Source organism: Pseudoalteromonas sp. B62 (assembly GCF_037162565.1).
GTDB classification, from domain to species: Bacteria; Pseudomonadota; Gammaproteobacteria; order Enterobacterales; family Alteromonadaceae; genus Pseudoalteromonas; species Pseudoalteromonas fuliginea.
Genome location: NZ_JARLVB010000002.1, coordinates 3,342,387 through 3,358,361, shown reverse-complemented (window position 1 = coordinate 3,358,361; position 15,975 = coordinate 3,342,387). Strand labels below are relative to the sequence as shown.

The 15,975-nt window shown below is 41.3% G+C and carries 5 protein-coding genes and 4 pseudogenes; 3 read left to right on the top strand and 6 right to left on the bottom strand.

The window, feature by feature from the left end:
- Positions 1–65 precede the first annotated feature (65 nt).
- On the top strand, positions 66–1,010 hold the full coding sequence (locus tag P4S71_RS19635; protein ID WP_007375488.1) for a LysR family transcriptional regulator: 945 nt from the start codon (positions 66–68) through the stop codon (positions 1,008–1,010).
- A 19-nt stretch (positions 1,011–1,029) separates the two neighbouring features.
- Here P4S71_RS19635 and P4S71_RS19630 read toward each other — a convergent pair.
- From P4S71_RS19630 to P4S71_RS19620, 3 genes and pseudogenes are all read right to left on the bottom strand, one after another.
- Positions 1,030–2,029 (bottom strand): annotated as a pseudogene (locus tag P4S71_RS19630) (LacI family DNA-binding transcriptional regulator).
- Positions 2,030–2,104: 75 nt separating this feature from the next.
- Positions 2,105–3,631: an MFS transporter gene (locus P4S71_RS19625; RefSeq protein ID WP_337151345.1), complete on the bottom strand. Its 1,527-nt coding sequence runs from the start codon at positions 3,629–3,631 to the stop codon at positions 2,105–2,107.
- A 32-nt stretch (positions 3,632–3,663) separates the two neighbouring features.
- Positions 3,664–4,992 (bottom strand): GH1 family beta-glucosidase, encoded by a 1,329-nt coding sequence (locus tag P4S71_RS19620; RefSeq protein WP_337151344.1) that lies wholly within the window; start codon positions 4,990–4,992, stop codon positions 3,664–3,666.
- 270 nt (positions 4,993–5,262) lie between these two features.
- Here P4S71_RS19620 and P4S71_RS19615 point away from each other — a divergent pair.
- Together P4S71_RS19615 and P4S71_RS19610 are read left to right on the top strand one after the other, a co-directional pair.
- A pseudogene (locus P4S71_RS19615) lies at positions 5,263–7,808 on the top strand (glycoside hydrolase family 3 protein).
- A 253-nt stretch (positions 7,809–8,061) separates the two neighbouring features.
- Complete coding sequence (locus tag P4S71_RS19610; protein ID WP_050484169.1) at positions 8,062–9,240, top strand: IS4 family transposase; 1,179 nt, start codon at positions 8,062–8,064, stop codon at positions 9,238–9,240.
- Positions 9,241–9,407: 167 nt separating this feature from the next.
- Here the strand turns inward: P4S71_RS19610 and P4S71_RS19605 are convergent, their stop codons facing one another.
- The 3 genes and pseudogenes from P4S71_RS19605 to P4S71_RS19595 form a co-directional block, all read right to left on the bottom strand.
- A complete protein-coding gene (locus tag P4S71_RS19605; RefSeq protein WP_337151343.1) occupies positions 9,408–10,895 on the bottom strand; it encodes a tryptophan halogenase family protein in 1,488 nt (495 codons plus the stop codon).
- Positions 10,888–12,437 (bottom strand): annotated as a pseudogene (locus P4S71_RS19600) (tryptophan halogenase family protein). The gene P4S71_RS19605 and the pseudogene P4S71_RS19600 overlap by 8 nt, the downstream one beginning before the upstream one ends.
- Before the next feature lie 102 nt (positions 12,438–12,539).
- Positions 12,540–15,505, bottom strand: a pseudogene (locus P4S71_RS19595) (TonB-dependent receptor).
- Between the last annotated feature and the right edge of the window lie 470 nt (positions 15,506–15,975).

The window sequence follows — 15,975 nt, the reverse complement described above, 5'->3', positions numbered from 1 at the left end:
GTTATAGATTTTTATCTATGAGTTGCTTATTAGGTAACTATTATTAGGTACATTATGAGGTAGGTATGGATTTACGGCATATATCGTTTAGGTTGCTTGAAGTATTTATGAGCGTGGTTAAAACGGGTTCAATAAGCGAAACCGCAAGGCGCTTACACTTAACACAGCCTACGGTATCGCTACAAATAAAGCGATTACAAGAAGCGGTAGGCGAGCCACTACTTCTTATACAACAGCAAAAGCTACACGTGACCGATGCAGGGCTTGAGCTATTTAAAACATGCCAACAGGTATTTGGACATTTTGAAGACTACCAAGATTTTTTAACCGAGCTTAATGGTGGTTCGCGCGGCCGCTGTAAAATTGCCATGGTTAATACAGCGCAATATATTTTACCAAAATTGCTTGGCCCCTATAGTAATTTACATCCCCATGTTGAGCTTCCTCTTGAGATTGGTAACAGGGCAGAGGTGCTAGATAGATTTGAGCGAGGAGAGGACGATATTTATGTATTTAGCCACCCGCCGTCGCTTGAACACGCACAAGCTGCGCGTTTTTTGCATAATCCACTGGAATTTATAGTGCCGCTAAACCACCCTTTAGCTCATGTAAAAGCCGTTAAATTAACTGATTTAATGCAGTATCGCTTTTTACTGAGAGAAAATGGCTCAGCAACACGTATGTTATTTGAAAGCGAGTTACAAAGCCGAGGGTTAGTGCTGAGCGATAGCGTGCAAATGGCGAGTAATGAAGCAATACGCGTCGCGGTTGCATCGGGGATGGGCATTGCGGTTTTATCACGCCATGTACTTGCAACAGACGATACTAGTTTTAAAATTTTAAACGTAACCGATGCCCATTTAGCGAGTCATTGGTATTTTGTAATGCGAACAGATAGGCACATATCGCATGCTGCACGTAACTTTTTAAAGTTTGCGAAGCAGCACGTAGAGCAATATTTAGATACGCAGTGGGTGCGTAATGAGTTACATAACTTAGATTTAAACTAGATTTAAATTAGGTTTAAAGTTAATTAATGTCCGGTGTTGAGTCTCTTAAAATAAGCTTTGGCTGAAACACGTGCTTTACTGTTATGCCGTTTTTTTTATAAATGTCTTTAAGTACTAAGTTAGCCGCAGCTCGGCCCATTTCGGGAACTGGGTTATCTATTGTAGTCAGTGTTGGGTAGAGGTAATTGGTAAAAATTACGTTATCGAACCCAATAATGGCTAAATCTTTTGGCAGGTTAAAACCGTGTTCGCGGGCGTATTTCATGGCACCCGATGCCATTTCGTCATTGGCACACACAAGGGCGGTTATTTGCGCTTTATTTTGAATAAAATGCCTTAAGCCCTCGCTGCCGCCGGTTTCTTTAAAGTCGCCTATGTAAAATAGGTTTTCGTCAAAGGTTAGGTTGTACTCTGCTAGGGCTTGTTTGTGACCTTTTAAACGATTTGACGCGTCTTCTTTAAACTGTGGGCCTGCTATGTACGCAATGTTTTTATGGCCTTTGTTGATCATGGCTTTAGTGGCTAAGTAGCCGCCCATTACGTTGTCGAGGCTAATGCAGTTTTCTTCAATTTCTTTAACGTAGCGGCTCATTAAGTAAATAGGGGTTTTGCCTTTACTTAACTCAATTAGGTACTCGTTTGATACCGCTTCTACGTGGGCAATAATAGCGTCGCAATTACGGCCTATTAAAAATTCAAAGCCGCTTTTTTCTTTTTTCTCGTCACTGTGTCCAGGGGTAATAATCACGTGTTTACCCGCAATACGAAGGTGCTCTTCAATGGCTGACATCATTTGACCAAAAAACGGACCATCCAACTCAGAAACTAAAATACCGACGCTGTTTGTAGTGCTAGATGCCAAAGAGCGTGCAATAGAACTTGGCTGATAGCCTAGCTCTTTCATTGCTTCTAATACCTTTTTTAGTTTTTTTGCTTACGTAATCGTTGTCGTTAAGTACCCTTGAAACAGTTGATAAAGACACACCTGCCATTTCTGATACTTGATAAATTGTCGCCATTGATGTCCTAGCTTATATGTGTTTTTACTCGCGCTTTATAAAAATATAAAGCGCGAAGGGTCATTAAAAGTTAATTTACACATTACTGCGTCTAATTGCTAAGTCTTCTGTTATTTTTTGCGTCATCGCTGAAGTAAGCGGATAAATAAGCATCAATGCGGCACCTAAAAAAGCAAATGCGGCAGGTATCCAGCTCATAAGTAACTGCATACCAGGTAGGGCTTGCGTAATTGTTAGCTCATCCATACCGTTATAGCCGTAGCCTGCAAGTACCACTAATACTAATGCACCGGCAAAACCACCACCGGTTTTTTGCACAAATGTACCCGCAGAATAAATAAGGCCTGTAGCGCGGCGTTTGTTTTTCCACTCTGAATAATCGGCTGAATCACCAAGCATACTAAAAAATAATGTTGGCATCATCGCGGCAAAAAATTCAGCGGCGCAACCAAAGGTAAATACAGCAACCAGATTATCGCTAGGCACCCAGTAAAATGCAGTAGTGAGTATGCCGCTTAGCATTAATGATGTAATAAATAGGTTTCGTTTACCCATAATTTCGGCCAGTTTACCTGTGGCAAGTGCGCCTAATATAGATACAACCAACAAGGCGATAAAGTATTGCCCAGCCATGAGTTCATTGGCTACGTGGTACTTAAAGTAGTACGCAATTACACCGTATTTTATGCCATTAAACATCATGGTTAAAAAACCAATGCCGAGTAACACCAACCAAGGTTTGTTGGTCAGAAGATCAACCATGTCGCGCTGTGATCCCGTTAAGCTGTGCTTATCTTTATTGAGTAATTTTTTAATAACGAATGTCATTGCGGCCATAACAAGGGCAAAAAATACGCCGCTGTATAAATCGCGGTAATAAAAAAACAAGGTAGTAGCAAGCAAAGGTAGGATTATAAATGGCAGGCTTTTGGTTAAATCAAACAACTCTGATTTTAAATTCCCTTCATTTGAGGTGTGCGGTGTTACACGCTCTTTAGTGGTCGCAAACGTTATAATCATTAAAATAATAAGTAAGCTGGCAAATAAGTACATAGTAAGCTGATAGCCTTTGGCGTTGTCGCCGCCACCAAAAAATGCCACTAGCTCAGGTAAAAAACCCATAACCAATAAGCCACCAGTAAACGCACCTGCAAACCTAAAACCAGAGAGCTTTGTGCGCTCTGTATCGTCTGGTGTCATTACGCCCATAAGTGCCGAGTAGGGCACGTTACTTACGGTGTAAGCAAGCGTTAAACCTATATAAGTTACGTAGGCATAAATAAGTTTGTTGGTGGTGCTAAAGTCGGGTGTAGTAAAACACAACACCATAAACAAGCCCAAAAACGGTGCCGAGTAGAGTATCCACGGGCGAAATTTACCAAAGCGCGACTGCGTTCTGTCGGCAATCATACCCATAATAATGTCGGTTACGCCATCTGATAGCCTTACCACCAAAAACAACATGGCAGCGGCGGCTGCCGATATGCCAAATGTATCGGTGTAAAACACTGCTAAATAAGCAAGCGCGCCGCGCCATACTAAGTTAGCGCCGGCATCGCCCATGGCGTAACCGACTTTTTCGTATAAAGGGAGTTTGTTCACAGTGTGTGTTCTTATTGTTATAAGCCGATAAATTATCGGCTAGTTATTAGGTTACTGTACGCTTTACCGCTGGCTTTAACAGTTCGTTTTTGTGTGTTGTAGTCTACGTGTACTATTCCAAAGCGCTTTAAATATCCTTCTGCCCATTCAAAGTTATCCATTAGGCTCCACGCAAAGTAACCATCTACTTTAACGCCTTGCTCGGTTGCGTTATGTAGGGCATTTAAATGCTCGTGGTAATATTCAATACGGTCGTTATCTCTCACTTCACCGTCTGTAAATTCGTCAGCCATAGCTGCACCGTTTTCGGTAATATAAATAGGTGGTAGGGTGTATTTTTCGTTTAACGATACAAGTAATTCTGTAAGCGCTTTAGGATAAATTTCCCAGCCTATATCGGTCATTGGCGCTTTATGTGGCAGCTCATGGTAAAAGTCGGTATCGCTTGCTTGATAATGCATGCGGGTATAAAAGTTAACCCCTAAATAATCCAGCGGTTGAGCAATTATTTCCATGTCGCCATCTAAAATATCAGGGCGGTGGGCTTTAGGTAATTGCTTAATAATATCAGGGTATTTACCTTGCATTACAGGCTGCATGTACCATTGGTTTATATAGTCATCAGCAAATGCAGTGGCTTTTAAATCGTCTTCACTTTGAGTAACGGAGTAACAAGGCGTAAAGTTAAGTACAATACCGTTTAGTGTATTTGGGCTATTTTTAGCAAGTACTTGCATAGCCAAACCGTGACCCAGTAATAAGTGGTGCGCGGCTTTGCGACCAAATTCGCGGCCTACTATGCCAGGCGCATGTACGCCTATTTCGTAACCTAAGTAAGAGCTGCAAAACGGTTCGTTTAAGGTGGCGTAAGAGTGCACACGTTCCCCAAATGCTTTGGTAATTAAATCTGCGTAATGGGCAAATTCGTAAGCGGTGTTACGGTTTAGCCAGCCACCTTCGTCTTCAATGTGTTGTGGTAAATCCCAGTGGTATAGCGTTACAAAAGCTTTAATGTTACGGCGTTTTAATTCATCTAAAATGTCGGTATAAAACTTAACGCCTGTCGGGTTTAAGTGACCGCTTTTAGTCATTACGCGCGGCCACGAAATTGAGAGTCTGTAAGCATCTACACCTAATGACTCAATTAGGTTTATATCGTCTTTCCAGCGAGTGTAGTGCTCGCAGGCTACGTCGCCATTTGAATTGTCGACTATTTTGCCTTCTTTACTGCAAAAGGTATCCCAAATACATGGCAAGCGATCAGCTGCGCCGCCTTCAATTTGAAATGAGGCCGTAGCTACACCATAAGTAAAATTTTTGGCTAAAAGTGGTGAGCCACTAGGTAAAGATAATTGTTTCATTAAGAGAAAACCTCTGCTTCTTTTTGGTAAAGTTTGCTTTGTATAGAGCGTATATTAAATTCATCATTGGAAGCGCTTCCATATTTAATTTGATTAATCACTAAGTATGGTATTTAATAACTTTAAGGAAGCGCTTCCATATTTAGGTTAGTGGCTATTGTTAAACAGGTCAATAGTTAAATTTAAATAACAAATAGGCGCTCACAAAATCACACTGACACAACACAGGGCTATAAAAATGAAAAAAGCTTAAACACTAACAGGTTACACATGCTCCCTATTTTAATAGGAGGATTGTGCGTTTTAAGTGGGTGTAATAAACAAGAGATTAACGCAAATAATAGCCAAAGCGCCGTAGTCAAAAAGGCTGAGCATGAGCAAGGTTATTTATCACTTTGGCCAACGCTTAAAAGCAAAGTAGTTAAAACGCCTGAAATTGAAAATACGATTGCACAGTACTTAAAAACAATGACGCTTGAGCAAAAAGTAGCGCAGATGATCCAACCTGAAATTCGCGATATTAGTGTTGAAGATATGCGCAAATATGGTTTTGGCTCGTATTTAAATGGCGGTGGCTCGTTCCCAAATGCTAATAAGCATGCAACGCCTGCAGATTGGATAACACTTGCTGAGAGCATGTATCAGGCCTCGGTTGATGACTCAATTGATGGCAGTAAAATTCCGACCATGTGGGGCACCGATGCCGTACATGGCCATAATAATGTGATTGGGGCGACGTTATTCCCGCACAATATTGGTTTAGGTGCAGCTAATAACCCCGCATTAATTGAGCGCATTGCAGCAGCTACTGCAATAGAGGTAATGGCAACAGGCATAGATTGGGTGTTTGCACCGACTGTTGCGGTTGTGCGCGATGACCGATGGGGCAGAACGTACGAAGGCTACTCAGAAGACCCTGCAATTGTACGTGAGTATTCAGCCGCAATTGTAAACGGATTGCAAGGTAGAGCCGATGAGGACTTTTTAAGTGATAAACGCGTAATTAGTACTGTTAAGCATTTTTTAGGCGATGGCGGCACTGTAGATGGTGACGATCAAGGCGATAACATTGATAGCGAAGAGGTGTTATATAACATTCATGCGCAAGGTTATATTGGCGGCCTAACCGCAGGTAGTCAGTCGGTTATGGCATCGTTTAATAGCTGGAATGGTAAAAAAATCACGGCAATAAATACCTACTTACCGATGTATTAAAAACAAAAATGGGTTTTGATGGCTTTGTTGTAGGAGATTGGAACGGACACGGACAAGTTGCAGGCTGTACAAATGAAAGTTGCCCGCAGGCTGTTAATGCGGGGCTTGATATTTTTATGGTGCCAACGGGTGCATGGAAACCACTTTATGAAAATACAATTAAACAAGTAAAAGCGGGCACAATAACAATGGCGCGAATAGATGACGCCGTAGCACGTATTTTACGCGTTAAATTACGCGCGGGTTTATTTGATAAACCAAGCCCCGCAAATCGAAAATATTCAGGTAAATTAGAACTAATAGGTGCGCCAGCACATCGCGATATTGCCCGCCAAGCGGTACAAGAGTCGTTAGTACTGCTTAAAAACAACAACCATTTATTACCGCTTAACCCATCAAGCAACGTACTTATAGCGGGCGATGCGGCCGACAACATAGGCAAGCAATCGGGCGGTTGGAGTATTACGTGGCAGGGAACTAATAATCAAAATGCAGATTTTCCCGAAGCAACGTCTGTTTATGCGGGGCTAAAAACACAAATAGAGGCTGCTGGCGGTAACGCTATTTTAAGCCCAACGGGTGAATTTAATACTAAACCCGATGTAGCCATTGTTGTATTTGGTGAAGAACCATACGCAGAGGGGCATGGCGATAAAGACAACCTTGAGTTTGAACGTAATAATAAACGCTCTCTTAAAATATTAAAAACATTAAAGCAGCAAAATATACCCGTTGTTTCTGTGTTTATATCGGGCAGACCAATGTGGGTTAACAGCGAGCTAAACGCGTCAGATGCATTTGTAGCAGCATGGCTTCCTGGCACTGAAGGGCAAGGCATTGCAGATGTTTTACTAGCGGATGCAAATGGGCAGGTACAGTATGACTTTAAAGGTAAGTTGTCGTTCTCGTGGCCTAAAGCGCCACTACAAACCGCAGTAAATAAGGGCGATGCTGATTACTCGCCATTATTACCCTATGGCTTTGGCTTAACGTATAAAGATGAAAGTACGCTTGGCAATAATCTAAATGAAGACTCAGGTGTTGATATTAGTAACCTTGCGCCGTTATCTATATTTAATGGCAGCTTTAAAACACCGTGGCGTTTGTTTTTAAATTCAAACCGCGAGCAGCACCAAGTAGCAAGTAACAGTGTAAAGCTTGGCAGCATTACTTATCGCACTGAAGACAAAGCGATTCAAGAAGATGCGATGCAATTTAATTTTGATGGCACTGCAGCCAGCTATATCGAAATTAATAGTAACTTTACTGAAGACAAAGTGGCCTACAGTGAAGCAAATTCAGCCCTTAGCTTTAGCTATAAAGTAAACCAAATACCTAGCTCAGAAACATACCTTGCAATGAAGTGCGAACAAGGCTGTGGCGGCGAGCTTAATATTACCCGTGAGCTTGAAAATGCTACTTTAAATACATGGCAAACCATGAGTATAGATTTAACGTGTTTTGCTAAAAAGGGCGTTGATTTTGCCAGAGTAACCAGCCCTTTTATTATTAAAACGGCAGGAGAGCTTAGCGTTTCAGTTGCAGATATTAGCTTTGAACCACAAGGCGCTAAAAGCGCCGTGGTTAAGTGTGAAGAGTAAAACGTAAAAGTTGTTGTGTGTACCCAAAGCCCTGAGGGCGTGTTGATCTTTGTGGATTGAAATTTGTTCAATCTAGGGGCAATTTAATCGCGGCGAGAGGTTTGTAACCTAGTGGGCTAAGTAAAAACCGATCAACAAAGAGTAAATTGCCCCTAGGCAGAACCCTACGGGCTGACGAATCCCCAAAACGTGACAGGCACAGCAATTTATGATCTTATGTAAATCACCACAACCCACATAAGTCACAACTGCTATGCCTGACACATCAGTTTGCCATAAGTACTTTAAACATGCATTAGCGCCATTCAATAATGCCAGAGTAAAAACATTACTAAGCTGCAGTAATGCATTAATTTCGGGCAATAAACTTACCTTAACTGAAATCGGCAGAAATTTGTCTGGCGCTGTGGATGTAAAACATAAAATAAAACGCGTTGATCGCTTCTTAAAAAATACTCACCTCTACAATGAAAGGGTCGCTATCTATAAAGCATTAGCTCATCCTATTATCGACTCTTTACCAATGCTTGCAATTGCCGTTGACTGGAGCGGTGCCTGTGGTCACGACTATCACTTACTGCGAGCAAGCTTACTTGTGGATGGGCGCTCTATCGTGATTTATAACATGATTGTTGAGCAGAAGAATTTTGATAGCCCAGCAACCAACAGCCTGTTTTTAGATGAACTTTATGAAGTGCTTGGACGACATCCTAGTGTCTATATTGTAACAGACGGCGGCTTTCTTACGCCTTGGTATAGTAAAGTACGCGAACTTGGTTGGCATATGATAGGTCGATTAAGAGGCTCAATGAAGTGTAAACTAGCCATGCAATCACAATGGCATACATTAAAACAACTTAGGGCTGGTGCCAGCGATATACCAAAGGCGTTAGGTCAAGCAAGACTAACTCAGTCCAGCCCGACAGCATGCGATGCATTTTTACACGTATATCATGGAAAAAATAAAGGAAGAAAAGGAAAAAGCAGATTTACGAAAGATACAAAAATGTATCAAAACTTAGCGAAAGAGCCATGGTTACTCGCGACATCAGACAATACAATGACGAGTAAGCGAGTAGTTGGTTTATATAGTAAAAGAATGCAAATAGAGCAAAATTTCCGCGATGACAAAAGTTTGAGATATGGTTTTTCGTGGCGTTTTAGTAAAAGCACCGGCATAAATAGAATAGGAATATTATGCTTGATAGCCACAATAGCGAGCACTGCGTTATGGTTTATAGGGTGTGAAGCAGAAAAAAGAAAGTGGCATATAAAATTTCAAGCAAATAGTGTTAAGAATCGCCGAGTTCTTTCATTTTTAACCTTAGCCAAGCAAGTCATAAAGCTATGTAAGAGACGTATTACACAAAGCTATATAGAAAAAAGTTTAAAAAACTTTATTTCTAATTATCAAAAAGAGGCCGCTGGATAAAGTGGGGATCCCTCAGCCCTACGGGCAGCGCATGTTTGGCATTTATGCTACGTTATCGCCTATTTATGGGGAATAACCACACTACATAGGCTCTGCCTTGCCTAAAAACCAAACATACTGCTGCAAATTCAACCACCAAAGAACAACACGCCCTAATAAGGGCTTTTTTATGCTGGGCAATACTGTTTTAAAAATTCATGATGAGGCGGTAATTGGCTGACGCGTTGCTCTATTTGTTGCTTAATACCGTGTAAAAAACGGGTGAGTTCTTCGTCGCTCATCATGCTGGCTATTAAGTGATGTTGATTAGGCTCAATACCTTGGCCAAGCATAACTTGCACCCACGAATCGACTCTAAAAATGTCGCCATCGTCTAAAAATACACGGCCGGTTTGTTTAAACAAATCAATTTTATGCTGAAGTGTTTTTGGCACTTCCATGGCACTACAGTGCTGCCAAAACTCACTGTCATCGCGATTAGTTACTTTGTAGTGCAGCACAATAAAGTCGCGAATATTTTCAATTTCGCTTTTAAGTTGTTTGTTGTATTCGTCAATTGCGTGATTGGTAATGCCATTAAACGGAAATAAACGCATAAAGCGAATAATACCCGACATAATTAAGTGAATGCTGGTGGACTCAAGTGGCTCTACAAAGCCGCTAGCAAGGCCAAGCGCTAGGCAGTTTTTGTTCCAGCCTTTTAAGCGGCGCCCTGTTTTAAATTTAATAATACGTGGCTCTGTAAGCGGCTCGCCCTCAATGTTATTTAATAAGAGCGCTTTGGCTTGTTCGTCATCCATATATTGGCTGCAATAAACTAATCCGTTGCCGACACGGTTTTGCAGTGGTATACGCCATTGCCAACCGCTTTTATGGGCAATAGAGCGGGTAAGTGGCAATACGGTATCGCTGGTTGATTTTGTTTGCACCGCAATGGCGCTGTTACACGGTAGTAAATGCGACCAGTCTTCGTAGCCAGTATGCAATGCTTGCTCTATTAATAAGCCTCTAAAGCCGGTGCAATCAATAAAAAAGTCGCCGTTAATGTGCTCGCCATTATTTAAAATCAATGATTCTATATGGCCCGTTTTAGGTTTTTTTACTACTTTTTGTATTTTACCTTCAATGCGGGTTACACCTAATGGCTCTGAAAATTCACGTAAAAACTGTGCGTAACGCGTGGCATCCATATGGTAGGCATAGTTAATAGGGTTTTGCTGATTAAACGCAAATTTACCGGCTTTAGCCGCTTGCAGCTCGTAGCAGTAATCGCCAAATGGGTTGTTTATCCCAAGTGCTTTGCCTTGCAGCCAAAAGTGATGAAATTCACCCGCCCAACATTCTTTGCCCGTTGCGCCAAATGAGTGAATATAATGCGTGTTTTCATCGCCCCAGTTTTCAAAGCTAATACCTAGTTTAAAACTGGCTTGAGTGGCTTTCATAAATGCTTGCTCGTTTATACCCAGCAATTTATGAAATGTTCGAATAGGCGGAATTGTTGCTTCGCCAACACCTACAGTGCCAATATCGTCAGATTCAACAAGGGTTATGTTTATATTGTTGCCAACTAGTTTAGCAAGTGCCGCTGCGGCCATCCAACCTGCAGTGCCGCCTCCAGTAATTACTACGTTTTTAACAGCATTTGTTTTAGTCATTATGTGGCTGCCCATTATTTGATAAAAGGTGATTTAAAAGCGCGCGATTACTTGGCAGTCCATTTAAGCACTGCGCTATTTTTTCGCGATTTTGCTGATAATAGTAATCCCCAGCACGTGGGTCGTTAAATGTATTTTGTGCAGAGACTGTTTGTGTATCAAAGCCCATGCCATATAAAACGTATTGATAACTGCTTGATGAAAATACTTCTTCGTTTTCAATAAAATCAAAGCGGCTAGGGGCTGAAATTGCCAAAGTTTAAGTAAGTTTTGCAGGCGCTCGGGCGCGGTATTTAAACTACTAATATTTTGCCAATAGGGAGTGTCGTCGCGCTCGCTTAGCACATAATGAAGTTTTAAAAACTCAATAACGCGCTGCCAACGAGTGCTAAAACGCTCATTAAATCGTATGGCAAGTTGGCTCATGTGTGTGCGGTTTTGCGGTAGTTGCTCGCTTATCATGCTAATTGAAAGCTCAACCATGGCAAGTGCTGACGCTTCAAGTGGCTCTAAAAAGCCAGCAGACATACCCACGGCAACACAGTTTTTAATCCAAAATTTTTGCCTGTAACCAGGGCTGAATTTTAATACACGGTAGTTAAGTTGCTCAGCTTGTTGCTCACTGGTACTTTTAGCTATGTAGCTTTTTAGAGTATTTGTTGCGCTTTCATCACTTTGATATTTACTACTAAATACATAACCTGTGCCACGGCGTGTTGGCAGGGCTATGTCCCAAATCCAACCGTTACTTTGCGCTGTAGATAGCGTAGCAGAGGCAATTGGCTGATCGGCGTGTGCATTAGGTATTTGCGCCGCAACAGCGCTGTTATTAAATAAAATATGATCTTGCGCTATAAACTCACTATTAAAATGATCACCAATTAAACGAGCGCAAGAGCCTGAGCAATCTATAAATAAATCACCTGTTATATCGCCATTGTTATTTGTTTTTAATGACGCAATATAGCCATGATCGTCGTTAATAACCTCGGTTACATCGTCAATAATATGTGTAACGTTTAGGTTTTTAACGCAGTGATTTTTTAAAAGTTCAGCAAATTTACCCGCATCTAAATGATAGCCATAGTTGGTGACCGCTGCATATTCGGGAGTTTGTAATTGTTTTGGTGCAAGTGCGGCTTGGCATACAAAGCTTTGCATATTAACAACGTCGGCAAACTTTTGGTTAGGTGCAATACGTTGCCAACTGGCGTGTAAATTAGTGTGATCGTAGCCTTGTGGATTCATAAAAGGGTGGTAGTAGTTTTCTCCCTCGCTGAGGTTACGCCAATTTATAAATTTAGAACCTTGCTTAAATGATGCGTCGCACTGGGTTATAAAATCACTTTCTTTAATGCCAATGCGCTGTAGCGTATTACGCATTGACGGCCATGTACCTTCGCCCACACCCAATATAGGCACATTTGCCGACTCCACTAACGTTACATTAAGGTGCGGGTGTTCGGCGGCTAATAAGCCTGCGCTTAGCCAGCCGGCAGTACCACCACCTAAAACGACTATTTTTGTTATTGGTTTGGTCATGAGTTAACACCCTAAAGTTGATAACAATTAAACTAGCATTAATACTGTTTTAAATACAAAAAAGCCGCTAGTAAAAACTAACGGCTTTACTTTGTATTACCTTTAGAAGTTGTAACGCATACCAATATTGTAACGTGCACCTAGCTGTTGTAGGTTCCACAATTGAACTGAAGTACGGCCATGTTCGCGGCTGTTTTGTTCAGTAATATTAAGGCCTTCAACAAAAAACGATAGTTGTTCGCTGTAGTTGTACGCAACATTAAAGTCGATTTGATAATATTCTTCAGTAAAGCCTGGCTCGTTTACGTATCGAGCTGCGCTATTTAAAAACTTATCACGCCAGTTGTAAGCAATACGTGCCTGAAAATCATCGTTTTCGTACATTGCTATAAAGTTAGCTGTATCGCTTAAACCCACTAATGCAAATTGTGTTGTAGTAGGGTCAGCGTTTACATCAAAGTCTATGTCGCCATTAACTGTGGTGTAGTTTGCTTGCACACCAAAGCCGCTTTCACCAAAAAGTGCTGAAAGGCAATTTCGAAACCATCAATAGTGGCATTTTTATTGTTGGTAGGTACTTGCGCTGTAAATTCTAGTAATGGGTCATCGCTGTTAGCAATTACATCGTAAGCGGCTTCAAACTCTTCGTAAGTCATAGAGTCAAAATCAACGCCATTTTCTGTTGCGGCAACCATTTGAAATAAGTTTGAATCGGTTAGAGCAAGTCCGCGAGATTCTAGCTCAGCAATGGCAGCTTGAGCGCGAGGACCCGCTGTTGCATCGCGTAATCCGTAGTAGTTTTGCGTCATGGGTGTTAAACCAATAAAGTTTTCGATGTCTTTAGTGTAATAACCTACCGACACATAACTTGTTTCTGCAAAGTACCACTCAGCCGATACATCAATATTATCTGATTCAAGCGGCACTAAACCAGGATTACCCGTTGACGCAGTAGCTGGTGAAGAACCCGCTAAAAGAGTAGGGGCACCTGGTACACCAACAGTCGCTGCTGAACTTAAGTTGTCGTAAGTTGGGCGAGCAATTGTTGTGCTATAAGAAAAACGCGCTTTTACGTTTTCAATTACTTCTATGTCAAAGTCAAAGCTTGGTAAAAAGTGATCGTAGCTAGATTTAAGCGTGAAATCTTCTTTAGCTGAGCCAAAACGAACATTAAAGTCGTTATTACCTTCCCACGCTACTGCGTTAGGTAAATCGATATTAGCCGTTGAAGTAATGTCGGTAGACTCTTGGCGCGCGCCAATTACAATGTTGTATGGCATATCGCCAATGTAGCCGTTGTAAGTAAATTGCACAAACGCAGCGGTTATGTCTTCTTCAATGGTGCGGTTTGTTGCAAATGCGCCATCGGCTGCAAAGTTAAAGCCATATTCTTCACCCGCCCAGTAACCAATTTGCGATGCGCTGCCGGTATAACCTTGGTTGAACGAGCCCGATGTATCGTAGTCGTCAAACTCAGCTAAAAAGTTTGTTGGGTTAAGGTAGCCATCAGGTAGTTCGCCTGGGTTTTCTATACCCCAGTTACCCATTGTATTACGTGTAAGTGATTGCAGTGAATGGCTTTCCATAGAGCGAGACTCTATACCAAAGTCAATTGCGCCGTTTTCAATTTCGTATTTACCATGGATTCTAAATTCTGTGATTTCAGACTCTTGGCGAGCAAAGTTAGAATCTAAAATAGACGTACCCACATCAGAGGCATCTAACGTGTTATTACAATTTAGGTTGTCTCGGCGGCAATCATCAAAATCGATACTCATTGATGGCAGTTCGCGGCTAAAATCAACTTCTTGTGCGTTAACTACGTTTGCGCCCAAGCCTGCGTTTACCCAGCTGCCGTAAGGTGCATCTGGTTTGCTAGTGGCTTTTGAATTGTGCGCATCAAACATAAAGCTCAATTCTGAATTAAAATAGTATTCAACGTTTAAACCAATAGAGTCGTTTTGATTAACTTGGTTTAGCTCTTGAAACGCTAAGCCTAAATCGCGTGTTTGCTGATCGCGACGTTCTTCTCGGTAGTAAATAGGGGTTTTTACCGTGTTGTCGTCAAATGTTAGCGCGCTTTTGTAGTTATCCATCCATATTGATTGCTCAGCACGGGCTTCGAATAAATCTTGCTTAGAATATGTGTAATCAAGCGTGGCTGTTAAATCGTCAATTGGGCTGTACTGCAGCGTTAATTGTGCGTTTGTACGAGTGCGTTCTCTGTCGGCAATGGTGTAGCGCAAATCTGATGGCATTGAATAAAGCTGGCCAACAGCGGGTGCATTAGTTAAAACAATATCGTCTGCAGCTTGTGGGATTGTGCCGTCAAAAGCTGATGTATTCCATTGATTTACAAATGCACCTGTTGATGAGCTATCGCGCTGTTGCATGCTTGCAGTTAACGAGGCACCAAATTTAGCTTCACTGTCGGTCCAGCTAATTAAGCCCGAAAGCTCTGGTGTTATGTCATCACCAACGCGGTTTGTTGAGTCGTGTAATGCTTTTACGCCAATGCTTGAAACAAAGCCTGGATTGTCGAGTGGGCGAGCGGTATTAATATTAATTGTTGCGCCAATACCACCTGATGCAATGCTTGCTTTACCCGTTTTATATACTTCAACCGATTTAACGCTGTCAGACGCTAAGTTTGCAAAATCAAAAGCACGAGAGCTGGGTGTACCGCCGCCTGAAGGCAATGAAGCTGCCGGCATAGTACGTCCGTTTAGGGTTACCATATTGTAGTCGGGGCCAAAACCACGAACCGTTACTTTAGAGCCTTCACCATTTGAGCGATCAATCGACACACCCGTAATACGCTGTAGCGACTCTGCTAAGTTGGTATCTGGAAATTTACCAATATCTTCAGCTGATATAGCATCTACAACGCCAGCGGCGTCGCGTTTTAAACGGGTAGACTCTTTAATACTACTTTTAAAACCAGTAACTTGAATTACTTCAACATCTGTATTTGCTTCTTGTGCATATACAGGTAAAGAGATTGATGCGCCTAAAATCAGAGATAGGCTGGTCGCTATCTTTGTTTTTCTTACAATATGGTTGGACATTCGGTTTCCCTCGCACTTTTATCATTATTATTAACAGCTGTATGGGGCTGTTATTGTGTAATTATAAACATTGTCAAATGTATGGAAGCGCTTCCAGAAAAGCCTATTTAATTTAGCTTTGTGGAAGCGCTTCCAGAAATGCTAGTTTATATTTTGAATAGGGTCAACTATTGTTTTAATAAAATGAGACTAAATTGTTTTTAAAATGTATTTTTTTGGATTTAATTTTATTTAAATTATAAATTACAATTGGTTATAAAAAATCGTTTGAAATAGTGCGGTAACAACATTTTATTATAAGAAAACCAATTATTGATTAATTTAGTTATTTACACACTTTTATAAGGTGTTTAAATCAGCTTTTAATACTAGCTAAAATTAATAAATTGGCCGTTGGTCACTCAACAAAAAATAGGTACATTTGCTAACTTAGCGAAAATGCCGATGTAGTGATTATGTAAAACGCAATT

Excerpts from the sequence above, each read along its gene's own strand:
- P4S71_RS19620 (WP_337151344.1), bottom strand. The coding sequence starts at position 4,992 with ATGAAACAATTATCTTTACCTAGTGGCTCACCACTTTTAGCCAAAAAT.
- P4S71_RS19635 (WP_007375488.1), top strand. The coding sequence starts at position 66 with ATGGATTTACGGCATATATCGTTTAGGTTGCTTGAAGTATTTATGAGC.
- P4S71_RS19610 (WP_050484169.1), top strand. The coding sequence starts at position 8,062 with ATGCCTGACACATCAGTTTGCCATAAGTACTTTAAACATGCATTAGCG.
- P4S71_RS19605 (WP_337151343.1), bottom strand. The coding sequence starts at position 10,895 with ATGACTAAAACAAATGCTGTTAAAAACGTAGTAATTACTGGAGGCGGC.